Here is a 21,949-nt window from a genome sequence, read left to right as displayed (position 1 = left end):
GCGGGTCGGTGGCGGCGTGAGGCACCTCACGCCGCCACCGATTTGCGTATTCCGTTCACCTGCTCTTAAGGTTGAGGCATACCGACGCGGGGTGGAGCAGCTCGGTAGCTCGCCGGGCTCATAACCCGGAGGTCGCAGGTTCAAATCCTGTCCCCGCTACTGCGGTCCCACGTCGGACCACGGAAGGCCCGGAATCTCGTACGAGGTTCCGGGCCTTTTGCGTGCTCACGCAACAAGTTGGTCACAATGTCAGCTGGGTGTCCTCTCCGGGCCGAGCGCGTGGGACGATTCGTCTTGCGACGTCGTCGCGCCTTCTTCTGCGCTTTCCCCGGAGTCTTCGTGCCCTCTTCCCTCCTGCGTACGCGTCTGCGTCGCACCGCCGTCACTTCGGCGTTCTTCCCCGCACTCGTTCTCGGCGGGCTCGCCATCTCCCCCAGTGCAGCGGCCGCCGATGTCACGCCCCCGGTCGTGCTGACGACCGACGACGCGGCGAAGGTGGCTCCGGCAACGACGGGCCAGCAGGAGGCTGCGGAGGAGACCGACGCGGCGAAGCCGACGCGAACCCCCCAGACTGTGCCTGCAGCGACCGTCCCGTCCGCGACCACAACGCTCGAAGGGCCGGCGTCGGTGACACCTGCGCCGAAGCCCGCAGCTGCGGCCGCGGTCAAGACGCCAGCGGGAGAGCCCACGTCGAAGCCCTCCGGCGCCGTGCCGGAGAAGGTCTTCGGTATGAAGGCGCCGAAGAACCCCGAGGACGCGACGAACGACGACGAGATCCTCGCCTGGACGATCAAGAACGCCTCGGTGGCCGAGCGTCACCAGATCGCGGAGGAAATGGGTATCCGCTATCCCGCGGCGGTCGAGATTCTCGGCTCCGTGTGCGACAAGGGCCAGGGTTACATCGGCGTCTGGGCGATCAACCTTGCGGCGACCGAAGCGCGTTGGAACGTCACCCTCGACGGTCGCGGGTACGCCGGCGCCCGGGTGCTGCCGCAGAGCCACGACTACGGAGCCATCGGTGTGCCGAACGGCCGCCACGCGGTCGCCTTCGTCAACCCGGCCACGGGTGCCGTCGGCGCCCGCACCTCGACGTCGCTGCGCTGCGGCGTCGTGGCCCCGAAGCCCGCCACCAAGCCCGTCTCGAAGCCGATGGCGCCGAAGGCCCCGGTCGCCACGCCGCGTGCAGTCGCCCCGCGCCCCGCGTCGCCTGTGGTGGCCCGTCCTGCTGCCGTGCCGGCAGCAGCGCCGCAGACTCAGGCCCCTGCGGCCGTCGGACCGACTGTGCAGACCGACTACGAGGCGCCGGCGCACACGGCGGCGAGTTCTCGCGTGAGCCTGACGGGCCTGGCCGTTGCGGGGGTGCTCGCCGCAGGTGCGGTTCTCCTACGCCGGCGGTTCATGCACTGATCGCTCAGCCCTTCGACGTCCGCTCCTCGCTCCGGCGAGGAGCGGACGTCGTCTTTTCGTCTCCTCAAGGCTCCAGGGGCGTTCTCAGAGCGAACATGCAGTCGGGCCGCAGCCTGCCTGCCTAGGCTGAGCGGGTGAGCACTCCTGTAAAGCGCGGCAGCGTCCGCGTCGACGTGTGGCTGTGGTCCGTGCGCGTCTACAAGACACGCTCGGCCGCGACGAGTGGCTGCAAGGCCGGTCACGTGAGAATCAACGGTGTGAGCGCGAAACCCGCCACGAACGTCTCCGTCGGTGACGAGGTGCGCGTTCGTCAGCACGGCTTCGATCGGATCGTCGGGGTCGTGGACCTCATCAGCAAGCGCGTCGGCGCCCCCGTCGCGGCACGCTGCTACGACGACCGCACCCCGGAGCGCCCCCGCGAGGTCATCCCGCAGGTGCCCGTACGCGACCGCGGTGCAGGGCGTCCGACGAAGAAGGACCGTCGGGAGATGGACCGACTGCGACAGGTCCTGCGCGGATGAGCGAGCCCGGCCCCGCTGATTTCACGGCGTCGGCTCAGCGGCACGGCGTCGGTCCGAGCGGTCGTGGAGTTCCGCCGTTGCGGCGTACCGCAGGCCGTTTCGTGGCGGCCGCGTCGCTCGGGGTGGCGTTCCTCGCTTCCCTCATGTGGGTTGATGTGCTCGCCGGGAACGTCGTGCCGGTCCTTCAGGCCCTCACGCCGGTGTGGATCATCGCCGCGTTCGGTTGCCTCGCCCTCACGCTCGTTGTGCGAACACGAGCGAGCTTCGTCGCGCTGGTGCCGCTCGTGGTGAGCACACTCGCTGCCGCCGTCGCCCTGAGCAGTCACCCGGACGTGCCACGCGAGGTCGCAACCAGGGCCGGCGATCACCATCTTCGTGTGCTCTCCCTCAACAGCGAACTGGGAGAAGCGGAAACGGCCTCCGTCATGGAGGCGGTTCGCGAGACGAATCCGGACGTCGTCGTCTTCGTCGAGATGACGACGGCGCGTCTGCGCTCCCTCGACGACGCAGGCCTCGCCCAGCGCTTTGCGCACCGCTCACGCGGCATGATCGACGACGGCTCACGCGGGACCGTGATCCTGTCGAGGTTCCCGACCGAGACGCTGGACTCCGACACCGAGCTCGGCCCGTGGGATCTCCAGTCGCCTGTCGTACGCGTGCACGCACCGGGTGCACAGATCGTCGTCAAGGGCGTTCACACCTACCCGCCGCTTCGCGACGGTGTCGCGCAGTGGCGTCCCCAGCTACGGGCGGAGGGGGAGTGGCAGCGTGAGCGGACAGCCGAGCACGTCGTCATGGCGGGGGACTTCAATGCCTCGAGAGCCCACCCCGCGTTCCGGCAGTTGTCCCGAGGGATGGTGGACGCCTATCCGCACGTCCACGGTGCTTGGCGCCCCACGTGGCCGATGGGCGGCTCGATCCCGGCCTTCAGCCAGATCGACCACATCCTGACCCGCGGCTTCGTGCCGGAGCAGGCGGGCATCGTCACCGTGGAGGGCACGGACCACGCGGGCGTCTGGAGCGACCTGCGCTACTGAGGCGCCCGCGCAGCCGTCACATGCTCTTGCGGCGGCGCGTGCTCACGAGGGCCACGAGGAAGGCCACGACGAACTGCACGATGAGGATGGCAGCGCCGAGAGCCCACTTGCTGCTGTCGCGCAGCCAGAACGGATCCCACTCACGCTCGCGCCCGGGGATGGTGAGGCTCTGGTGCACGTCGGCGGTCTGTGCGCCGAGCGCGAGACCCCAGCGGCTCGGGAAGATACTGCCCATGGCGCGCATGGCCGCCGAGTTGAGGTCGAACAGTCCGCCGGAGAACACCAGGGCGCCCATGATGACGATGACGAGCATCGGCATGACCTGCTCGTTCGTCTTCGCGAAGCTCGAGAGCGCGAGGCCGATACCGACAGCCGCGAGACCGGTGAGGAACGCGATGAGGTAGGTCTCGAGAATCGGGCTGCCGAGGGTGACTGCTGCGTCCGGAGCACCCTTGCCGAGGATGACGAGGGCCACCATGACGCCGCACTGCACGGCGATGAGCAGACCGTACGTGACGGCCTTGCTCCCGATGTAGGCGAACGGGGAGAGGCCGACAGCCTTCTCCCGAAGGAAGATCGGTCGCTCGGCGACGAGTTCTCGGATCGTCGCGGCGAGGCCCATGAACACCGAACCCATGACGATCAGCGTCATGATCTGACTCGATTCGGGGGTCAGCGTGACCTTGCTCGGATCACCCCCTGCGGCCGCGACTTCCTTCTCGAAGAAGACGGTGTGCAGCCCGTGGCTGCCCGGCACGAGCATGGCGAGGCCCGCCAGCGCGATGGGCAGCAGGAGCATGAATCCGACAAAGCCCCGGTCGGCCGCAATGACGCGGAACTGACGGCGGATGAGCGTCGACAGCTGGCGTCCGATCGTCTGCTGGCGCGGAGCCTTGTCCTCGGTCGTCGATGCCGGTGAGCGAGGTGCACTGAGCGGCGCCGAGACGTGGCTGTCCATGAGCGCAGAGCGGCGGAACGTGTCCTGCGAGCGCTCCGGGTCGTCGGTGACGGTGTTGAACACGTCGGCGTGGTCGGACGCGGAGAAGAACGGCAGCATCTCCTCGGGCGGGCCGAAGAAGGCCACCTTGCCGCCCGGAGCGAGCATGAGCACGCGGTCACACACGCCGAGGCTCGCCACGTTGTGGGTGATGACGACGACGGTGCGGCCGCCGTCGGCGAGGCCGCGCAGGGTGAGCATGACACGCTTGTCGAGGCCCGGGTCGAGGCCCGAGGTCGGCTCGTCGAGGAAGAGCAGCGACGGGCGGGTGAGCAGCTCCAGAGCAACCGAGGTGCGCTTGCGCTGACCACCGGACAGGCGCGCCACCTGGGTGTCGGCGTGCGCCGTGAGGCCGAGTTCGTCGATGACCTCCTCGACGCGCTCCTCTCGCGGCTCCTTGTCGAGGTCGTCCGGGAACCGGAGCTCGGCGGCGTAGCGCAGGGCCTGGCGGACCGTCAGCTCCGGGTGGACGACGTCGTCCTGGGGCACGACACCGATGCGGTGGCGCAGATCCTCGTAGTTGTCGTAGAGGTCACGGCCGTCGTAGTAGACCTCGCCCTCGGTGGCCTTCTGCGCACCGATGAGGGCCTTGAGCAGAGTCGACTTTCCGGCGCCGGAAGGGCCGATGACGGCGACGAGACTCGAACCTTCGAGGCCGAAGCTGACATCGTCGAGCAGCTTCTTGCCGTCGGGCAGGACGAACGAGAGGTGGTTGGCGACGAAGCTGACGTCACCTTCGTCCTCGCTCGCGACGAGTCGGCCCTGCTTGAGCGTGAAGCGTGTGCGGCCGACGGCGAGCAGGTCGTCCTCGCGCAGGGTTCCGCGGTGAATGCGAGCACCGTTGATGTAGGTGCCGTTGCGGCTGCCGAGATCCTCGACGGCGAACGAGTCGCCCTGGGGGACGAGACGTACGTGCTGGCGGCTGGCGAGCAGGTCCTTGATGACGATCTCGTTCTCGAGACCGCGGCCGATGGTGATGGTGCCGGTCGGCGCGTTCATGGCCTGTGGAGCCGCACCCTGGACGGTCATGCGGCCGGTCGGCTGCGGTTCGACCTGCCCACTCCAGCCCTGGAAGACGTCGCCCGTCGCGCGGCGCTGTTCGGGGGCCCGTGGCGGGCGGGGGAGACGGATGGGCCCGGTCGTCGTGACGCCGGAACCGTCCTGGTTGGCCGGAGCAGCGGCCCTGGGGAGCGGGCCGCTCGCCGCCGTGGGGCCACCCGTGTGCGTGGCCTGAGTGTCACCGGAGGAGGTCTTGGCGCGCGGCATGGGTGCGGAAACGGGACCGGTGCCGGCGTGCTCGGTGGCGCTCGTGTTCGAGCCCGTGCGTTCTGCGGGGGCCGCCGAGATTCCGACCCGGAACGGGACGCCGCGTTCACCGCCGAGGCGAACACTCTCGCCGCCACGGAGTGCGACATATCCGCGCACCCGGTGTCCGCCGACCCACGTGCCGTTCGAGCTGTCGAGGTCGCGAAGCTGCCACGAGCCGTTCTCATGACGGATCTCTGCGTGACGGCGGGAGACGTCGGCGTTCGCGAGGGGCACGTCCGCGGCCCGATCACGCCCCAACGTCAACCTCTGACCTGGGGACAGCCGGATGCGGCGCCCCTCCACCTCGATGTGCAGCTCCTGCTGAGCGTCGTTCACGCTCGTCCTTCCCCTTTGGTACGTGCTCGAACGAAGCTGACCGCCGGCGTGCACGCCCGCCGGCGGTCGCGTGGCGATCAGACCGAGACGAGCCAGCCGTCGCGCACCTCGAACGTCGAGGCGCCGATGCCGATGCGGTCGCCCTCGTGCAGGTGCGTCTGTTCGACGCGGCGGCCGTTGACGAAGGTGCCGTTGCGCGAGCCGAGGTCGCGCAGGAGGAGGCCTTCCTCGTCGGCGGTGATGACGACGTGACGACGCGAGACGAGCATGTCGTCGAGGACGATGCTGTTACTGCGGCTGCGTCCGATCGTCAGGGAGTCGTCCGGCAGGTCGTCGTTCTGACCGATGACCTGCGGCGGGTTCGACTCGTACTCCTGCGGCGTGGCGGCCGAGCTGGCCGAGCTGTCGGCGCCGGTCTGGCCGAGGTTCGGCGCCGAGGCGTAGCTGGCGGGCGCCGCGCTCGCGGACGAGGATCCCTCGTTCCGCTCGGGCCGGGAGCCGCCGGTGTCGCCACCGTCACGCGGCTGCTGGTGCGGTGCGCTCTCGTAGGAGCGAGCAGATTCGGCCTGGGGCGGTGCGCTCTCGTAGCGCGACTCGTTCCCGTACGCACCGTGTGAGGCGGAATCCGACGAGGGGTCGCTCGCGCGTGGCGCGTGGTCGCTGCGATCCGGGGCGTCGAAGCGCGATGCGCCTGATGCACCGGACCAGCCGTATCCGGCGTTGTCGGGGTGGGAGCTCGAGATCTCCTCGGCGGTGGAGCCGCTGCCCGCCGCACCGGCCCAGCCGGGAGCGGATGCGGACTGGGCATCGGACGGGAAGGAGCGCGAGGCTCCGGCGTCCGAACCCGCATTCGGCTCGAAGCCCCACGGGTTACCGAGGGGCGCCGATGCTTCTTCGCCGTGCCCGGCCTCGTCGCGGCGGGGCACGCGTGCGCCCACCTGCCCACCCTGCTGGTTCGGGTGAGACGCCTCGGACGAATAACCCCAGTTGCCCTGGGCGCCGAGGCCGGGCGCCGCCTCGCTCTGCGGGGGCGTCGGTTCGGGGGCCTTCGCTGCGGGGGCGTCGGGGCTCGGGCCCTGCCACGCCGGTTCGGCGCCGCCGGGCTGCGGGGCGCTCCACTGGATGGCGTGGGGCTGCCTCTGGTTGTGCTCGCCGTTCATCGCACACTCCGTCGTCTCGTGTCGCGTGGCGCGACCGAATCGTCTGACTCGTCCTGGCCTCGTGCGCACGGGTCGAATCTCGTCCCGGCACACCTGTTTCAGGCCTACCTTACCGGCCGGTGCGCCCCACGACCCGCCCGCGCGGGTGAGTAAGCTTGGCGGCAGTGCGTGAGTGCGTGCTCGGGCCAGGCGAGACGCGCCGCGAGAGATGTGCGAGGAATTCATGGAGATTGAGAAGAAGTCCACGGGACGCCACCGCGTCGTCATCGTCGGCTCCGGCTTCGGCGGCCTCTTCGCCGCGACGAAGTTCAAGGACGAGGACGTCGACGTCGTGCTCGTCTCGTCGACGACGCACCACCTCTTCCAGCCGTTGCTCTACCAGGTCGCCACCGGCATCCTCAGCGAGGGTGTCATCGCCCCGAGCACGCGTGAGGTGCTCAAGAAGCAGAAGAACGTCGAGATCTTCATCGGCACAGTCACGGACATCGACGTCGATGCCAAGCGCGTCACGGCCGAACTGCTCGACTCCACTCAGGTCTACGACTACGACTCGCTCATCGTCGCCGCGGGCGCCGGCCAGTCGTACTTCGGCAACGACCACTTCGCCGAGTTCGCGCCGGGCATGAAGAGCATCGACGACGCACTCGAGCTTCGCGGACGCATCTTCGGCGCCTTCGAGACGGCCGAGCTCGCAGCGGCCTCCGGCCAGTGGGACGACGTGCGCTCGTTGCTGACGTTCGTCGTCGTCGGTGCCGGCCCGACGGGCGTCGAGATGGCAGGTCAGATCAGCGAACTCGCCAACCGCACGCTCGCCGACGATTTCCGTCACATCAACCCCAAGGACGCCCGCGTCGTCCTCGTCGATGCCGCACCGCAGGTGCTGCCGCCGTTCGGGGCGAACCTCGGCAAGAAGGCCCAGGGGCAGCTCGAGGGCATGGGCGTCGAGGTGCTCCTCGGCCAGATGGTGACGAACGTCGATGCCACGGGCATCGAGATGAAGACCGAGGACGGCACCGTCACGCGCATCGACTCGGTGTGCAAGGTGTGGGCCGCCGGCGTCGCGGCCAGCCCGCTGGGCAAGTTGCTCGGCGAGAAGACGGGTGCCGAGGTCGACCGCTCGGGTCGTATCGCAGTGCAGCCCGACCTGTCGCTGCCGGGCCACCCGGAGATCTACGTCGTCGGCGACATGATGAGCCTCAACAAGCTGCCCGGCGTGGCGCAGGTAGCCATCCAGGGCGGCCGTTACGCCGCGACGTCGATCCTCGCGCGTGTCAAGGGCCAGCCGTCCCCGGGCCCGTTCAAGTACTTCGACAAGGGTTCGATGGCCACCATCTCGCGCTTCTCTGCCGTGACGAAGGTCGGTCGTCTCGAGACCGAGGGCTTCATCGCCTGGCTCATGTGGCTCGGCGTGCACCTGTTCTACATCATCGGTTTCAAGTCGCGTCTGACGACGATGATCAGTTGGGCCTTGGCCTTCCTCGGCGACAACCGTGACGAGCGCACGGCCACCGAGCAGCAGGTTCACGCACGCCTCGCGATCGACGAACTGGGCGACAAGTACCGCCCGAGCGTCGAGGTGCCGGGCCTGCTGGCCGAGTCCAAGACCAACCACGCCATCGAGGCCAAGGACGAGCCGGCTCAGATCGAGACGCCGAAGAACTGATCTGCGTCCCAGCGACCGTGACGAAGGCCCCAGCCGGAAACGGCTGGGGCCTTCGTCATGGTCAAAGGAGGCTGTGTCACTCACCTGGGATGAGGGAGGGCGCCGGGGAATTGTCGCCGAGGCGGGCGAGAACCTCGGCGTGGAGCAGGCCGTTCGTCGAGACGCCGTTGCCGCTCCAGCAGCCGTCGCGCCCGTCGAGACCGCTGAAGCGCCCGCCGGCTTCGGTGACGATGGGCACGAGTGCCGCCATGTCGTAGTCCTCGAGCTCCGGCTCGGGCGCGATGTCGACGCTTCCCTGCGCGACGAGCATGTGGGAGAAGAAGTCGCCGTACGCCCGTGAGCGCCACACCTCCTTGCTCAGGCGGAACAGGTCCATGTCCTTGCCCCGCTCGGCCCAGCCGTTGAAGGAGGAGTAGCTGAGGGACGCGTCGGCCAGCGAGTCGACCTTGGAGACGTGGATCTGCGTCGCGCTCGTGAGGTTACGACCGGTCCAGGCGCCGGCGTCCTTGGCCGCCCACCACCGTCGGTGCAGCGCGGGCGCCGCGACGAGGCCCACCACGGGTTCGTCGCCGTCGACGAGCGCGATGAGGGTGGCCCAGACCGGGACGCCGCGGACGTAGTTCTTCGTGCCGTCGATCGGGTCGATGATCCAGCGACGCGGGCCCTTGCCCGTTTCGCCGAACTCCTCGCCCTTGATGGCGTCCCGCGGCCGCGCGCGCTTGAGGTTCTCCCGAATGACGCGCTCGGCCTCACGGTCGGCCTCCGTGACGGGGGTGAGGTCCGGCTTCGTATCGATGCTCAGGTCGGGCGCGCCGAAGCGCCCCATCGTGATCTCCTCGACTGAGTCGGCGAGCACGTGGGCGAGCCGCAGATCGTCGTGGTACGGGCTGGCTTCTCGAAGAATGGGGGTCACCCCGTCACGCTACCCGGTCGGCGCGGGTGTCCCCTCTCGCCGCGTGCTCCGTCAGCCGGCGACAGGCGTGTCGCCGGCGTCGTCGAGGCGGCGGTGGCGGGTGCGCAGCAGGAGCCGTGCCGTGTTGACGACGATGACGAGCGCGCCCCACGCGAGGCCGAGGCACCACCCGGCCATGACGTCGGTGAGCCAGTGGTGGCCGAGGAAGACGCGCGAGAGTCCCATGAGCAGGGCCCACAGGGAGCACAGCACGACGGCGACCGTGCGCACCCGTCGTGAGTGAGCGGTGAGGAACACGAGATAGGCGACGAGCACCGCCGTCACGGTGGCGGTGACGGTGTGGCCGCTCGGGAAGGAGGGTGACGACTCGTAGGGCGGCACCGCGAGGGCACGCGGCGGTCGGGAGCGCGCCGTGATGTCCTTGCCCGCCGCAGTGAAGGCCAGAGCTGAGCCGAGGCCGAGCGCCAGGACGAGGAAGGGCGACGCAGTGCGGCGCAGCCACGTGAACACGGCGAGGAGCAGCACGAGGATGATCGGGAAGTAGACCGGCCCACCGAGATGCGTGAAGGCGGTGATGGCCGAGTCGAGCCCGCCGCTGCGGTGGCTCACGGCCCAGTCGAGAACTGGCTGGTCGAAGCGCCCGAGATCGCCGCGTTCACGCACGCCCTCGTAGACCTCGGCGCCACCGGCGAGGCCGACGAAGAGCACGACGGCGCACACGAGGAGCACGAGCAGCGGGACGATGTCCGCGCCGACCAGTCCGAAGCGGTGGGCCGCCGGCTGGAGCAGTCGGGCGAGAGCCTCGCCGAGCGTGCGCACGCCGCCGGCGACGCGACTTGCCTCCTCGGCAACTCGGGTGCGTCGTTGCTCCGTCGGCGGCGTCATCGCCGTTCCATGTGCTCGTCCTTGTCGGGGACGTCCCTGGAGCGCAGGAGACGCCGCAACGACTCCAACCGCTGTTGCCCGCTCTCACCGGCGCCACCTTCGGCGACGAAGACATCGAGGGCACAGTCCGGCTCGTCGTGCGTGCAACCGCGTGGACAGTTCGCGGTGCCCGGCGCGAGATCGGGGAAGTGTTCGACGATCGTCGTCGGGTCGACGTGCGCGAGGCCGAACGAGCGGATGCCCGGGGTGTCGATGACCCAACCGCCGCCGGGCAACTCGAGGGCAACAGCGGACGTCGACGTGTGGCGACCGCGACCGGTGACGTCGTTGACGTGCCCGGTCGTGCGCGCCGCGTCGGGCACGAGCGCGTTGACGAGTGTCGACTTGCCGACGCCGGAGTGGCCGACGAGCACGCTGACGCGACCGGCGAGCCGTTCGCGCAGTTCGTCCAGCCCGTCGAGACGACGGGGCACTCGGCCACTGGAGGCGATGAGCTCCTCGCGCTGGTCGTCGCTCAGTTCCTGCGCCGACGTCACCGTGTACGGCACGTCGAGCGCGGCGTAGTTCGCGAGGAAGGCGGCCGGGTCGACGAGGTCGGCCTTCGTCAGCGCGAGCAGCGGGTCGAGCCCCGCGTCGTACGCGGCGACGAGGCACCGATCGATGAGGCCGGTGCGCGGTTCCGGGTTGGCGAGCGCCGTCACCATGACGAGCTGATCGGCGTTGGCGACGATGACGCGCTCGTACGGGTCGGTGTCGTCGGCCGTTCGCCGCAGGACACTCGTGCGTTCTTCGACGCGCACGATGCGCGCGAGCGTGCCGGCGTCGCCGCTCGTGTCTCCGACGAGGGCGACGCGGTCACCGACGACGACGGGCGTGCGGGACAGCTCGCGTGCCCGCATCGCCGTGATGCGCCGACCGTCGAGCAGCACCGACCAGCGGCCACGGTCGACACCGATGACCATGCCGACGACGGCGTCCTCGTGCTTCGGACGATCCTTCGTGCGCGGGCGCGAATTCCTGCGGCCCGGGCGTACCCGAACGTCGGCCTCGCTCCAGTTGCGACCTGCCACGTCAGTGGGCTTCGGCGCTCGCGGAGACGAGTGCGCTCCAGCGTCGGTCGAACTCCGGCAGGGTCTTGCCGGTCGTCGCGATGTTCTCGATGACGACGCCCGGAACCCGCAGGCCGACCACGGCGGCGGCCATGGCCATCCGGTGGTCGTCGTAGGTGCGGAACAAGCCGCCACGCAACTGGTCGGCAGGGCGCGGGCGGATGACGAGGCCGTCCTCGGTCTCGGACACGTCGACTCCGAGGGCGCCGAACTCGGCCGCGAGCGCGGCGAGGCGGTCGGTCTCGTGGCCGCGGATGTGGGCGACGCCGCGGATGCGCGACTCACCGTCGGCCAACGCGCACAGCGCGACGACGACGGGCGTCAGTTCCGAGGCCTCCGCGAGATCGACGTCGATGCCGCGCAGCTGCTGCGGGCCGGTGACCCGCAGGCCCTCACGGTCAAGGGTGCACGTGGCGCCCATGCGCTCGAGGACGTCACGGATCTGGTCGCCCGGTTGCGTGGTGTACGTGGGCCAGTCCGCCATGAACACCTCACCGCCGGTGACGGCAGCAGCCGCGAGGAAGGGCGCGGCGTTCGACAGGTCGGGCTCGACCATGACGTCGAGGGAACGGATGTCGCTCGGCTCGACGGTCCAGCTCCAGGCGCCGTCGTTCTCGTCGACCTCGATGACGACGCCCGCGTCGCGCAGCACCTCGACGGTCATGTCGATGTGCGGGATGCTCGGCAGCGCCTCGCCGGTGTGAACGACCGTGACGCCCTCGCTGAAGCGCGCGCCCGCGAGCAGGAGGGCGGAGACGAACTGGGAACTCGTGGAGGCGTCGACCTCGACGCGGCCACCGTCCACGCGGACCTGGCCGCGCACTGTGAACGGCAGGGCGCTCGCGGGGCCACCGTCGGCGTCCTCGACAGGTACGCCCAGGTCGATCAGGGCCTTGAGCACGGGGCCCATGGGGCGCTTGCGGGCGTGCGGGTCGCCGTCGAAGGTGACCGGGCCGTCGGCGAGCGCGGCGACCGGCGGCAGGAACCGCATCACGGTGCCGGCGAGGCCGCAGTCGACGTTCGCAGGCCCCCGCAGGTCGCCGGGCACGACGTGCCAGTCGGCGCCTTCGGGGGAGTCGCCCTCGACGTCGTCGACGCGGACGCCGAGGCTGCGCAGGGCCTCGGCCATGAGCAGCGTGTCGCGGGAGCGCAGCGGCGCTCGCAGGAGTGATTCGTCGTCGGCGAGCGCTGCGAGGACGAGATAGCGGTTGGTGAGGGATTTGGAACCGGGGACGCTGAACGTGCCGACGACCGACCGGCGCGCCACGGGGGCGGGCCAGTCGGTCGTCACGGGACTACCAGGGGTCATGAGGGAAGCGCGTTTCCTGCCTGGGCGGCGAGGAGCTTCGCCTCGCGACGGGCAGTCTTGGCCGCACGAGCGGCCTCACGGCGCGAGGTCTTCACGCCGTGCGAGGCGCGCCAGGCGAGGCCCGGCTTGCCCGCGGTGTCAGCGGCCGCGAGCAGCACTCCGCCCACGATCGCGACGGTGCGGAAGAAGTTCGACTGCTTGCGGGCGCGAGCGGCCGGGTCCTTCTCGGCCCAGAAGGCGTCGTGCATGTAGGCGTTCGCACCGACGGTCGGCGTCAGCAGCGCCGCCGAAAGGCGCGGGAACTTGCCGAGCGCGAGCGCGGCACCGGCGCCACCCATGAGGGCGCCCTGGGCCTTGACGACGAGCTCGGGGTCGTTCGGCACCTTCTTGCCGCTCTCGCGGCTGACGAACTCGACGAACGGCGCGGCCTCCTCGGCCTGCGACTGGGTGTTCTTGAACGCCTTGGCAGCCTCGTTGAGGAAGTAGCTGGCGAGAGCCGCGCGGGCGATACGACGAATGGGCATCGTGTCCTCCTTGGTCGAATGATCTCTACCTCCAACTTAGTCGGCGTCGTGCGACGTCGCGACCTCCCGGGCCGGAACGTTTTCCGGACTTATGCCCCTACGCTGGGGCTCATGTGTGGCAGGTATGCGGCCAGCGCCGGGGCGGGTGAGCTCGTCGAGGAGTTCGAGGTGGACGTCGACGCGAGTGGCGAAGCGACGCGTTCGCTCCTCGTCTCGGCGCAGGAACCGCCGGTGGGGGCGCCCGACTACAACATGGCGCCGACGAAGCAGGCGCCCGTCGTGCTCACGCGTGCGAGCAAGCTCGACGACGGCAGCCGCGGCGAGCCCACCCGGCAGCTGCGCCACCTCACGTGGGGCCTCGTGCCGTCGTGGTCGAAGGACACGAAGGTCGGGTTGCGGATGATCAACGCGCGCGCCGAGACCTTGCTCGAAAAGGCCTCGTTCGCGAAGGCCGCGAAGGCGCGCCGCTGCCTCGTGCCGGCTGCCGGCTGGTACGAGTGGCAGGTCTCGCCGGTGGCGCACGACGCCAAGGGCAAGCCGCGCAGGCAGCCGTTCTACATGCACCGCACCGACGGTCACGACACCGCCTTCGCCGGCATCTACGAGTTCTGGCGTGACCGGACGCTGCCCGAGGGTGACCCGGACGCGTGGGTCGTCTCCTTCTCGATCATCACGACGAGCGCGGGCGAGGGGCTGGACCGCATCCACGACCGTCAGCCGCTCAGCCTCGAGCGGGAGCAGTGGGACGACTGGCTCGACCCGTCGCTCACCGACGAGGCCGACGTGGCGGCCTTCCTGCGCCCGGGGGACAGTTCACCCTTCGAGGCGTATCCCATCTCCAGCGCGGTGAGCGCGACGCGCAACAACGGCCCGGGTCTGCTCACCCCGCTGCCGAGCGACCAGCTCGTCGGGGTCCTCGATCCCGTCACCGGCGAGATCATCGGAGGCTGATGATGGCGACGTCCGTTCCGCCGACCCGCGCCCACCGCAGGCTCGACGTCGAGACACTCCGCGGCACCGCCCGCGTCTACGTCGTCGACCCCAACGGCGCCGCTGACGGCACGCTCGTCCTGGGCCATGGAGCCGGCAAGGGCACGAACACCCCCGACCTCGACGGACTCACGGCGCTGGCCGATGACGGCTGGCGCGTCGTCCTCGTCGACCAGCCGTGGGTCGTTGCCGGACGGCGCCTCGCCACCCCACCCAAGACCCTCGACGAAGCGTGGCTCGCCGTGATCGAGCACTTACGCGCGGCGGGGGAGATCGAGGGCCGGTTCGTGCAGGGCGGACGCTCGGCCGGGGCCCGTGTCGCCTGTCGCACGGCGGCGCAGTGCAGCGCAGACGCCGCTGTGGCACTCGCGTTCCCCCTCATGCCGCCGGGCAAGCTCGACGTACCCGAGAAGTGGCGCACGAGTGAAGCGCAGAGCGTCGTCGAGGCCGAGATCCCACTCCTCGTCGTGCAGGGCGCGACGGACACGTTCGGCGGACCCGACGCGGTGCGCGACGCCGTTCCCGGTGCGCAGGTCGTCGGCGTCAAGGGGCCGCACGGTTTCAGCAAGAACCCGACCGACGTCATCGACGCGGTACGCGGCTGGCTGACGAACCTCTCTGAGTGAGGGTGCGTCCGACTGATTGACACGAGCCTGTCCTCCGCCGAATTCCCTTTCGGGAATGACGTTCATCCACCTCCTGTTGACGTGAGCGAACAGCAAGCCCGCCCGCGGGCTTTCGAGGAACCGAAAGTGAATCAGGATGCTTGTCACACCTGTGGTGCCGGTGGAGCCGTCCGGCCTGAGCCTTGGGGCCGGCTTCGCGGCCACGCCCCCGCAACGCGCTCGTGCCGCGTCGCGACCCGCGCTAGGGTTGAAGGCGATGAGTGAGAACACCACGGTCGACGCCGAGAGCTCCACGGACTCCGCCGCCACCGACCCGAGCACGGAGACCCCGGTGGAGCGTGCCGCGCGGTTCGAGCGCGATGCCATGCCGTACCTCGACCAGCTCTACAGCGCCGCCCTGCGCACCACGCGCAATCCCAGCGACGCCGAGGACCTCGTCCAGGAGACGTTCGCGAAGGCCTTCGCGGCCTTCCACCAGTACAAGCCGGGCACGAACCTCAAGGCGTGGCTGTACCGCATCCAGACCAACACCTACATCAACAGCTACCGCAAGAAGCAGCGTCAGCCGCTCGAGTCGGATGCTGCCGAGGTGGAGGACTACCAGCTGGCCCGCGCCGAGGCGCACTCGAGCACAGGGTTGAAGTCGGCCGAGAACGAAGCTCTCGACCACCTGCCCGACAACGACATCAAGCGCGCTCTGCAGAACCTTCCGGAGGACTTCCGCCTGGCGGTGTACTACGCCGACGTCGAGGGGTTCCCGTACAAGGAGATCGCCGAGATCATGGACACGCCCATCGGCACCGTGATGTCGCGCCTGCACCGCGGACGCAAGCTCCTGCGTGAGCAGCTCGAGGACTACGCGCGTGAGCGCGGCTTCCTCAAGGAGTCGAAGGGGGAGACGAAGAAATGAGCGACAAATGCCCCGACTACGTCGCCAACCTCTACTCCTACATCGACGGTGAACTCTCCGCGGAGGAGTACGAGGAGCTGCGTCAGCACCTGCTCGACTGCCCGCCGTGCCTGACGGAGTACGAGCGCGACATGCTGCTCAAGAAGCTCGTCAAGCGAGCGTGTGGCCGTGAGCAGGCGCCGGAGCAGCTCCGGTCCGTGATCATGACGCAGATCAGCTACAGCTACACCCAGGTGCGCTACGAGAACTGACGCCCCGAAGCCATGACGAAGGCCCGCTCACCCCGAATGGGGGAGCGGGCCTTCGTGACTCACTGCATCAACGCTCAGGCGTTGGGCTTCTTACCGTGGTTCGCGCCCTTGCCCTTGCGCGAGCGACGCTTGCGTGCGCGCTTGCTCATCGTGAACTCCCTGTGTCGGGGTTAATTCCCCCCGAAAGTCGGGGGCCAACCTGTCCATTCTGTCACATGCGAGGCCGGCGACCACATCGCCGGATTCCTGCCGAGACGCCGAACGGCCCCGACCTGCCACGCAGGCAGTGTCGGGGCCGTTCGTTGCGCAGTACGCGAGCGGCGAAGGGTCAGCCCTTCTTCGTCTCGGCGAAGATCTCCGCGATGCGGTCGATCTTGGCGAGGAGCTCGTCGGCCTTGCCGGCGTCGAACTCACCCTTGGTGCCCGTGGCACCGGCGAGCTTCGTGGCCTCGTTGATGAGGGTGTGGAGCTCGGGGAACTTCTCGAAGTGCGGCGGCTTGAAGTAGTCCGTCCACAGCACCCACAGGTGCTCCTTGACGAGCTGGCTGCGCTGCTCCTTGATGACGACGGCGCGCGTGCGGAAATCGGGGTCGTCGTTGTCGGCGACCTTGGCGATGATGGCCTTGACCGACTCGGCCTCGATACGGGCCTGGGCGGGGTCGTAGACGCCGCAGGGCAGGTCGCAGTGGGCCGAGACCTCGGTGGTGGGCGCGAAGAAACGCTTCAGCATGGGGAACTCCTTCTGCTGGTGGTGGACAGTTGCCGAACAGCAACTCTGGTTCCAACCTATCGCTTTTCTCGCCTCTTCCGAAAGGTGGCAACCAAGGTGCGACAGCGTCGCATTGCCGCGACATGGCGCGGTTTTCGCGGCCACAGCACCCGTGCCAGCACCGCGTCGTCGGCGAGCGCACCGACCAGCCAGGAATCCACACCCTCACGGGTGCTGTCGCGTTCGACCCACCAGCCGTCGGAGCCGCGTGAGGTGACGCGCTTGACGGCGATGGGGCGCGGCCCGTCCGGCCCGTCCGGCAGCCGCACGATGTGAGGATCGCCGACCCGCGGGGGCGCGCCGTAGGCGGCGAGCAGCACGTCGCCGTCGACGTACGTGGGTTCCATCGATCGACCCCTGACGACGACGAAGCCCAACTGCATGACCCCAGGGTAGGGGAGCAGCCGGGCTTCGCGCTGAGCGCCGGCTCGGGTCAGACGGCCTCGTCGGCCACGAGCGCCGCGACGGCTTCGTGCTCGGAGCGCATGCGGGCGAGGAACGACTTCGTCCGCTCGTGCTGGGGGTTGTTGATGACCTCTAGCGGCGGGCCCGTCTCCACGACGACCCCGGCGTCCATGAAGACGACCCGGTCGGCCACGTCACGGGCGAAACCCATCTCGTGAGTGACGACCACCATCGTCATGCCCTCGCGAGCGAGTTCCTTCATGACCGACAGGACTTCGCCGACGAGCTCGGGGTCCAGGGCCGACGTCGGCTCGTCGAACAGCATGAGCTTCGGCTTCATCGCAAGAGCGCGCGCAATGGCGACACGCTGCTGCTGACCGCCGGAGAGCTGGCTCGGGTAGTGCCCGGTCTTCTCACCGAGACCGACCCGCTCGAGCAGGTCGACGGCCTGCGACTTCGCTTCCGCCTTGGAAACCCCCTTGACCTGCACAGGCGCCTCCATGACGTTCTCGAGCGCCGTCATGTGCGGGAAGAGGTTGAAGCGCTGGAACACCATGCCGATCTCGCGACGCTGGGCCGCGATCTCGGAATCCTTGAGGCGGTACAGCTGCCCGTCCTTGTCGCGGTATCCCATGAGGTCGTCGTCGACCCAGATGCGGCCGGCGTCGATCGTCTCGAGCTGGTTGATGCAGCGCAGGAACGTCGTCTTGCCCGAGCCGGAGGGGCCGAGCAGGACGACGACCTCACCGGGGTGCACGTCGAGGTCGATGCCCTTGAGCACCTCGTTCTTGCCGAACGACTTGCCGAGGTTGACGGCGTGGACCAGTGGCTTGTTCATGTTGCCTTCCATGTTCACCCCGTCACCCGAAGCTCAGTGACTTGACCTTGGTCATGAGACCGCCGTCCGTCGCCGAGCCGCCGAAGCCGCGTCCGTACTTCCGCTCGAGGCGGGCCTGCACGAGCATGAGCACCGAGCAGATGATGAGGTACCACAGCAGCGCGGCGAAGTAGCTCGGCATGATCTTGTACGTGTTGTTCGCGACGACCTGCGCCTGGTAGAAGAGCTCGGCCGACACGGGGACGGCGACGAGCAGCGAGGTGTCCTTGACCATGGAGATGGCCTCGTTGCCGGTGGGCGGCACGATGACGCGCATGGCCTGCGGCAGGACGATGCGGCGCATCGTCTTCGAGCTGTCCATGCCGAGCGCTTCGGCTGCCTCACGCTGACCCCTGTCGACCGACAGGATGCCCGCGCGGGCGATCTCCGCCATGTACGCGGCCTCGGACAGGCCGAGACCGATGATGCCGACGGTGATGCCCGAGCTGATCGTCTTGACGTCGAGCGAGTAGAACGTCAGGCCGAAGTCCTTCATGAACGGCACACCGATGTCGAGCGTCGGGTACAGGTACAGCACGCCGAGGCCGAGGATGACCATGAGGACGTAACGCGGCACCGCGCGGAAGAACCAGGTGTAGACGAACGAGACGCCGCGCAGGACGGGGTTGTCCGAAAGGCGCATGATCGCGAGGAGGATGCCCAGGGTGACGCCGATGATCATCGACGCGACAGTGACGATGATGGTGCCCTTGGCCAGGCCTTCGAGCACCGGCGAGTAGTTCATCACCTTGAAGACGAACGGCCAGTCCCACTTCGGGTTGGTGACGAACGAACTGATCATCATCGCGATGACGATCGCGATGACGGCGACGGCAACCCAGCGCCCCGGGTGTCGCACCGGCTTGGCGTCGATGACGCCGGGCCGCGGCTCGTCCGGGGCGGGGGGCGGGGCGGAACCAGACATGGGGTGTGATCAGGCCTTCGGGTTCACCGGGAACTCGTTGACGGCGCCGTCACCGTTGTTCCACTGCTCGAGGATCTTTTTGTAGGTGCCGTCCTTCTCGAGCGACTCGAGAGCCTTCGAAAGGGCCTCGGCGAACTTCGTCTGGTCCTTCGCGACGACGATGCCGTACGGGGCGGCCTCGTAGACGGAGCCGACCTTTTCGAGCTTGTCCTCGTTCTTCGCGACAGCCCACGCCGTGATGGGGGAGTCGGCGGCGAACGCATCGACCTTGCCCGCGATGAGGTCGGCGGTGACCTTCGACTGCTCGGCCTCGACGACGAGCTTGTTGGCCTTCTTGCCCTCGGCAACGCACTTCTTGTTACGGGCCGGCAGGTCGTCGTCGGCCTGGACCGTGCCCTTCTGGACGCCGATCGTGAGACCGCAGGCCTTGTCGACGTCGACCTTCTTCGGGTTGCCCTTGGCGGTGGCCCACGACGTGCCGGCGTTGAAGTACTGCACCATCGAGACCTGCTGCATGCGCTTCTCGTTGATGGTGAACGAGCTGATGGCGAGCGGGTACTTGTTCGACGTGACACCGCCGATGAGCGAGTCGAAGCCACCGTTCTGGAACGTGAGCTTCAGGCCGAGCTTCGCGGCGACGGCCTTGAGCAGGTCGACGTCCATGCCCTGGATCGTCTTGCCGTCCGCGGCCGTGAACTCGTTGGGGGCGTAGGAGGCGTCGGTGCCGACCGTGAGCGTTCCCATCTTCGCGATGTCGGCGGGAACCAGCTTGGCGAGCGCATCGTCCTTCTTGACGGCCGGGGCCGCACTCGAGGACGAGGACGAACCCCCCGAACCGGAGTCCTTCGAGTCATCGAGCGAGTCCGAGCCACAGCCGGAGAGCAGGAGTGCGGCGGCGCCGAAAGCGGCGACGGCCGAAGTGGTGGTACGCATGGAGGATCCTTCCGCGGACGGGACGAGTCGCTCGTCCCAGTTGTGGGTTAAGAGTGCCACCCGGTTTGGCGCCGTGGAAGAACTACGCGCATTTGTGTTCCCGATCGTGACCTTTTTGGGCTGGACGCCGCCCCAGCCTGCGTTGGACGCCGGTTCAGGTCGTGTTTGCGACCCCGTCAAGGCGTTCGCCGTGGCTCGAATTCAGGAATAGGTCGAGTCGCATAGTGAGCGCTAAGATGCTTCGTGCCCCACAACTTCTCCCAGGCCGACCGAGGAATCCTGACACCACCATGACGACACCGACCGCGAAGCAGGGAGCTTCCGCGCGAAGCGACTGGCGAGGCAAGATCGTGCTCGTCCTGTTCGTTCTCGACCTCGCCGTCGTGACGTTCAGTGTGGTGGCAGCCTTCTTCGCACGATTCTGGACGTTCAAGACGTCCCTCGAAGCGGTCGACGGTCAGTTCAAGCTGTATGTCGCCGTCGTTGTCAGCCTCGTCGTGGGATGGGTCGCGGCGCTCCAGTGGAACCAGGCCTACCACGTCGATGCCCTGGCCATCGGCTCCGACGAGTACCGGGGCATCGTCCGAGCGACGTTCGGTACGTTCGGCGCGCTCGCCATCGTCAGTGAGTTACTTCGTCTCCAGGTGGCGCGAGGCTTCCTCGCCATCGCACTCCCACTCGGGCTCGTCCTGCTCCTCATCGAGCGTGCGCTCGTCCGGCGCTGGATCGTGCAACGGCGCCGTCGTTTCCGGCTCGTCGACGGCGTCATCGTCGTCGGCTCGCCGCAAGAGGTTCGCTACGTCGCCGAGGGCATCACCCGTAACCCCGAAGCCGGCCTCGTCGTGCGCGGGGTGGCCACCGAGACTCACGATGTTCCGACCTTCGAGTTGGCCAACGGACTGGTGGTGCCGCAGATCGGTGGGCTGGCCGACGTTGTGCCGGCCGTGCACAGCCACCACGCGTCGATGGTCATCGTCGCGGGTCCCAACCGCGTCAACCGCAAGCAGCTTCGCGAACTCGGGTGGCAACTCGAGGACACCGACATTCGTCTGGCGCTCGCGAGCCGTATGACGGATGTCGCGGGCCCGCGCATCCACTGGCGTCCGATCGAGGGCCTGCCGCTCATTAGCGTCGAGATGCCGCGCTACAGCGGCCTCAAGTACTCGCTCAAGCGACTCTTCGACGTCGTCGTCGCCATTGGCATGCTGCTGCTGCTCTCGCCGCTGCTCCTGCTCATCGCTCTGGCCGTGCGCCTCGACAGCCCGGGGCCCATCTTCTTCCGTCAGACACGCGTCGGCGTCAACGGCTCCCCGTTCAAGATGACGAAGTTCCGTTCCATGGTGGTGGACGCCGAAGCGCGCCTCGCCGCACTGCAAGCCCAGAACGAGGGCTCCGGCCTGCTGTTCAAGATGAAGGACGACCCACGCATCACCCGGGTCGGCAACGTCCTGCGCCGCTACAGCCTCGACGAACTGCCCCAGCTGTTCGACGTCGTCGCCGGTTCCATGTCCCTCGTCGGGCCGCGCCCGCCACTGCCGCAAGAGGTCGACGAGTACGAGACGCACGTCCACCGCCGCCTCAACGTGAAGCCGGGTATCACCGGCCCCTGGCAGGTCGGCGGACGATCCAACCTCTCCTGGGAAGAATCGGTCCGCAAGGACCTCTACTACGTCGAGAACTGGTCGCTCTCCGGCGACGTCGTCATTCTCTTCAAGACCGTCCACGCAGTGCTCGCGAGGGACGGCGCGTACTGATAATCCTTCCGGCCGTCTTCCGGCCAGGCCCCGAGGGGGCCTGACTCGGTGCGACAGCCGTTCAGGCACGCTCGCGCCCCTGGAGTTCGCCGGGCCCATCCCGATGTTGAGCGGGCATGTGGGCACAGGTGCCTCGTTTTGAAGGCAACATCGGATGGTCATGCGGATTCCGTGTCCCATGCGGGTTCGTGAGGGCACCACGGACCCGGTGCCCTGCGCACGGCCAACGCGACCACGCTGGGAGGGGACGCGCCCGAACGCGAACGCGCCCCGCGCGACGACCGAGCTTGCGAGGTCGTCGCGCGGGGCGCGTGAAGCGTGAGGCCCGAAGGCCTGTCGC

Annotated in this window: 22 protein-coding genes and 1 tRNA gene; 10 read left to right on the top strand and 13 right to left on the bottom strand. The window is 68.6% G+C overall.

Annotated elements, in window-relative coordinates; translation table 11 throughout:
• The first annotated feature begins 85 nt into the window (after window positions 1-85).
• The 4 genes from AA983_RS00310 to AA983_RS00295 all read left to right on the top strand — a co-directional run bounded on the left by AA983_RS00310 (window position 86) and on the right by AA983_RS00295 (window position 2,965).
• Window positions 86-159: transfer RNA gene (locus AA983_RS00310), tRNA-Met, on the top strand.
• 180 nt (window positions 160-339) lie between these two features.
• Window positions 340-1,407: a hypothetical protein gene (locus tag AA983_RS00305; RefSeq protein WP_156170111.1), complete on the top strand. Its 1,068-nt coding sequence runs from the start codon at window positions 340-342 to the stop codon at window positions 1,405-1,407.
• A 134-nt stretch (window positions 1,408-1,541) separates the two neighbouring features.
• Window positions 1,542-1,928 (top strand): RNA-binding S4 domain-containing protein, encoded by a 387-nt coding sequence (locus AA983_RS00300; RefSeq protein ID WP_047310285.1) that lies wholly within the window; start codon window positions 1,542-1,544, stop codon window positions 1,926-1,928.
• Window positions 1,925-2,965, top strand: a complete 1,041-nt coding sequence (locus AA983_RS00295) for an endonuclease/exonuclease/phosphatase family protein (RefSeq protein ID WP_082128589.1) — start codon at window positions 1,925-1,927, stop codon at window positions 2,963-2,965. The genes AA983_RS00300 and AA983_RS00295 overlap by 4 nt, the downstream gene beginning before the upstream one ends.
• Before the next feature lie 16 nt (window positions 2,966-2,981).
• On the opposite strand, the gene AA983_RS00290 is transcribed toward AA983_RS00295, so the two are convergent.
• Together AA983_RS00290 and AA983_RS00285 are read right to left on the bottom strand one after the other, a co-directional pair.
• The gene (locus tag AA983_RS00290) at window positions 2,982-5,606 is read right to left on the bottom strand and encodes an FHA domain-containing protein (RefSeq protein WP_231579485.1); all 2,625 of its coding nucleotides are present in this window, start codon (window positions 5,604-5,606) and stop codon (window positions 2,982-2,984) included.
• A 77-nt stretch (window positions 5,607-5,683) separates the two neighbouring features.
• Window positions 5,684-6,766 carry an FHA domain-containing protein gene (locus tag AA983_RS00285; RefSeq protein WP_047310283.1) on the bottom strand — a complete coding sequence of 361 codons (1,083 nt, stop codon included), beginning with the start codon at window positions 6,764-6,766 and terminating at the stop codon, window positions 5,684-5,686.
• Between the two features lie 223 nt (window positions 6,767-6,989).
• Between AA983_RS00285 and AA983_RS00280 the strand changes: the two genes are divergently transcribed.
• On the top strand, window positions 6,990-8,429 hold the full coding sequence (locus tag AA983_RS00280) for an NAD(P)/FAD-dependent oxidoreductase (protein WP_052946704.1): 1,440 nt from the start codon (window positions 6,990-6,992) through the stop codon (window positions 8,427-8,429).
• A gap of 76 nt (window positions 8,430-8,505) precedes the next feature.
• On the opposite strand, the gene hisN is transcribed toward AA983_RS00280, so the two are convergent.
• The 5 genes from hisN to AA983_RS00255 are packed head-to-tail and all read right to left on the bottom strand — an operon-like array spanning window position 8,506 to window position 13,169.
• A complete protein-coding gene (gene hisN, locus AA983_RS00275) occupies window positions 8,506-9,333 on the bottom strand; it encodes a histidinol-phosphatase (protein ID WP_047311030.1) in 828 nt (275 codons plus the stop codon).
• A gap of 60 nt (window positions 9,334-9,393) precedes the next feature.
• Window positions 9,394-10,227: a phosphatase PAP2 family protein gene (locus AA983_RS00270; RefSeq protein WP_052946702.1), complete on the bottom strand. Its 834-nt coding sequence runs from the start codon at window positions 10,225-10,227 to the stop codon at window positions 9,394-9,396.
• Window positions 10,224-11,297, bottom strand: coding sequence for a ribosome small subunit-dependent GTPase A (gene rsgA / locus AA983_RS00265; protein ID WP_047310281.1), 1,074 nt, complete (start codon window positions 11,295-11,297; stop codon window positions 10,224-10,226). Before rsgA ends, AA983_RS00270 begins: the two co-directional genes overlap by 4 nt.
• 1 nt (window position 11,298) lies before the next feature.
• Window positions 11,299-12,645, bottom strand: a complete 1,347-nt coding sequence (aroA, locus tag AA983_RS00260; RefSeq protein ID WP_047310280.1) for a 3-phosphoshikimate 1-carboxyvinyltransferase — start codon at window positions 12,643-12,645, stop codon at window positions 11,299-11,301.
• Window positions 12,642-13,169, bottom strand: coding sequence for a DoxX family membrane protein (locus AA983_RS00255; RefSeq protein ID WP_047310279.1), 528 nt, complete (start codon window positions 13,167-13,169; stop codon window positions 12,642-12,644). Before AA983_RS00255 ends, aroA begins: the two co-directional genes overlap by 4 nt.
• 111 nt (window positions 13,170-13,280) lie before the next feature.
• Here AA983_RS00255 and AA983_RS00250 point away from each other — a divergent pair, with 111 nt between their 5' ends.
• From AA983_RS00250 to rsrA, 4 genes are all read left to right on the top strand, one after another.
• A complete protein-coding gene (locus AA983_RS00250) occupies window positions 13,281-14,120 on the top strand; it encodes an SOS response-associated peptidase (RefSeq protein ID WP_047310278.1) in 840 nt (279 codons plus the stop codon).
• 2 nt (window positions 14,121-14,122) lie between these two features.
• Window positions 14,123-14,785, top strand: a complete 663-nt coding sequence (locus tag AA983_RS00245; protein ID WP_225911205.1) for an alpha/beta family hydrolase — start codon at window positions 14,123-14,125, stop codon at window positions 14,783-14,785.
• A 256-nt stretch (window positions 14,786-15,041) separates the two neighbouring features.
• Window positions 15,042-15,695: a sigma-70 family RNA polymerase sigma factor gene (locus AA983_RS00240; RefSeq protein ID WP_047310276.1), complete on the top strand. Its 654-nt coding sequence runs from the start codon at window positions 15,042-15,044 to the stop codon at window positions 15,693-15,695.
• Complete coding sequence (rsrA, locus tag AA983_RS00235; RefSeq protein WP_047310275.1) at window positions 15,692-15,946, top strand: mycothiol system anti-sigma-R factor; 255 nt, start codon at window positions 15,692-15,694, stop codon at window positions 15,944-15,946. The genes AA983_RS00240 and rsrA overlap by 4 nt, the downstream gene beginning before the upstream one ends.
• 74 nt (window positions 15,947-16,020) lie before the next feature.
• Here the strand turns inward: rsrA and AA983_RS15955 are convergent, their stop codons facing one another.
• From AA983_RS15955 to AA983_RS00210, 6 genes are all read right to left on the bottom strand, one after another.
• Window positions 16,021-16,095 (bottom strand): 50S ribosomal protein bL37, encoded by a 75-nt coding sequence (locus AA983_RS15955; protein ID WP_369798754.1) that lies wholly within the window; start codon window positions 16,093-16,095, stop codon window positions 16,021-16,023.
• 179 nt (window positions 16,096-16,274) lie between these two features.
• Window positions 16,275-16,676 (bottom strand): superoxide dismutase, Ni, encoded by a 402-nt coding sequence (sodN, locus tag AA983_RS00230; RefSeq protein ID WP_047310274.1) that lies wholly within the window; start codon window positions 16,674-16,676, stop codon window positions 16,275-16,277.
• 56 nt (window positions 16,677-16,732) lie between these two features.
• Window positions 16,733-17,098, bottom strand: a complete 366-nt coding sequence (locus AA983_RS00225) for a S26 family signal peptidase (protein ID WP_047310273.1) — start codon at window positions 17,096-17,098, stop codon at window positions 16,733-16,735.
• A 50-nt stretch (window positions 17,099-17,148) separates the two neighbouring features.
• A complete protein-coding gene (locus AA983_RS00220) occupies window positions 17,149-17,958 on the bottom strand; it encodes an amino acid ABC transporter ATP-binding protein (RefSeq protein ID WP_047311028.1) in 810 nt (269 codons plus the stop codon).
• A gap of 22 nt (window positions 17,959-17,980) precedes the next feature.
• Window positions 17,981-18,922: an amino acid ABC transporter permease gene (locus AA983_RS00215; protein WP_047310272.1), complete on the bottom strand. Its 942-nt coding sequence runs from the start codon at window positions 18,920-18,922 to the stop codon at window positions 17,981-17,983.
• Window positions 18,923-18,931: 9 nt separating this feature from the next.
• Window positions 18,932-19,855 carry an ABC transporter substrate-binding protein gene (locus AA983_RS00210; protein WP_047310271.1) on the bottom strand — a complete coding sequence of 308 codons (924 nt, stop codon included), beginning with the start codon at window positions 19,853-19,855 and terminating at the stop codon, window positions 18,932-18,934.
• 290 nt (window positions 19,856-20,145) lie between these two features.
• On the opposite strand from AA983_RS00210, the gene AA983_RS00205 reads away from it, so the two are divergent.
• Entirely contained in the window at window positions 20,146-21,609 is a 1,464-nt protein-coding gene (locus AA983_RS00205; RefSeq protein WP_052946700.1) for a sugar transferase, read from the top strand.
• Window positions 21,610-21,949 lie beyond the last annotated feature (340 nt).

Origin of the sequence: Dermacoccus sp. PE3 (assembly GCF_001021715.1) — a bacterium.
GTDB lineage: Bacteria > Actinomycetota > Actinomycetes > Actinomycetales > Dermatophilaceae > Dermacoccus > Dermacoccus abyssi.
Note: the sequence above shows the minus strand (reverse complement) of the source record. Positions and strands in the feature narration are given on the sequence as shown.

Excerpts from the sequence above, each read along its gene's own strand:
- AA983_RS00295 (WP_082128589.1), top strand. The coding sequence starts at position 1,925 with ATGAGCGAGCCCGGCCCCGCTGATTTCACGGCGTCGGCTCAGCGGCAC.
- AA983_RS00285 (WP_047310283.1), bottom strand. The coding sequence starts at position 6,766 with ATGAACGGCGAGCACAACCAGAGGCAGCCCCACGCCATCCAGTGGAGC.
- AA983_RS00280 (WP_052946704.1), top strand. The coding sequence starts at position 6,990 with ATGGAGATTGAGAAGAAGTCCACGGGACGCCACCGCGTCGTCATCGTC.
- AA983_RS00270 (WP_052946702.1), bottom strand. The coding sequence starts at position 10,227 with ATGACGCCGCCGACGGAGCAACGACGCACCCGAGTTGCCGAGGAGGCA.
- aroA (WP_047310280.1), bottom strand. The coding sequence starts at position 12,645 with ATGACCCCTGGTAGTCCCGTGACGACCGACTGGCCCGCCCCCGTGGCG.
- AA983_RS00255 (WP_047310279.1), bottom strand. The coding sequence starts at position 13,169 with ATGCCCATTCGTCGTATCGCCCGCGCGGCTCTCGCCAGCTACTTCCTC.
- AA983_RS00250 (WP_047310278.1), top strand. The coding sequence starts at position 13,281 with ATGTGTGGCAGGTATGCGGCCAGCGCCGGGGCGGGTGAGCTCGTCGAG.
- AA983_RS00245 (WP_225911205.1), top strand. The coding sequence starts at position 14,123 with ATGGCGACGTCCGTTCCGCCGACCCGCGCCCACCGCAGGCTCGACGTC.
- AA983_RS00240 (WP_047310276.1), top strand. The coding sequence starts at position 15,042 with ATGAGTGAGAACACCACGGTCGACGCCGAGAGCTCCACGGACTCCGCC.
- rsrA (WP_047310275.1), top strand. The coding sequence starts at position 15,692 with ATGAGCGACAAATGCCCCGACTACGTCGCCAACCTCTACTCCTACATC.
- sodN (WP_047310274.1), bottom strand. The coding sequence starts at position 16,676 with ATGCTGAAGCGTTTCTTCGCGCCCACCACCGAGGTCTCGGCCCACTGC.
- AA983_RS00225 (WP_047310273.1), bottom strand. The coding sequence starts at position 17,098 with ATGCAGTTGGGCTTCGTCGTCGTCAGGGGTCGATCGATGGAACCCACG.
- AA983_RS00220 (WP_047311028.1), bottom strand. The coding sequence starts at position 17,958 with ATGAACAAGCCACTGGTCCACGCCGTCAACCTCGGCAAGTCGTTCGGC.
- AA983_RS00215 (WP_047310272.1), bottom strand. The coding sequence starts at position 18,922 with ATGTCTGGTTCCGCCCCGCCCCCCGCCCCGGACGAGCCGCGGCCCGGC.
- AA983_RS00210 (WP_047310271.1), bottom strand. The coding sequence starts at position 19,855 with ATGCGTACCACCACTTCGGCCGTCGCCGCTTTCGGCGCCGCCGCACTC.
- AA983_RS00205 (WP_052946700.1), top strand. The coding sequence starts at position 20,146 with ATGACGACACCGACCGCGAAGCAGGGAGCTTCCGCGCGAAGCGACTGG.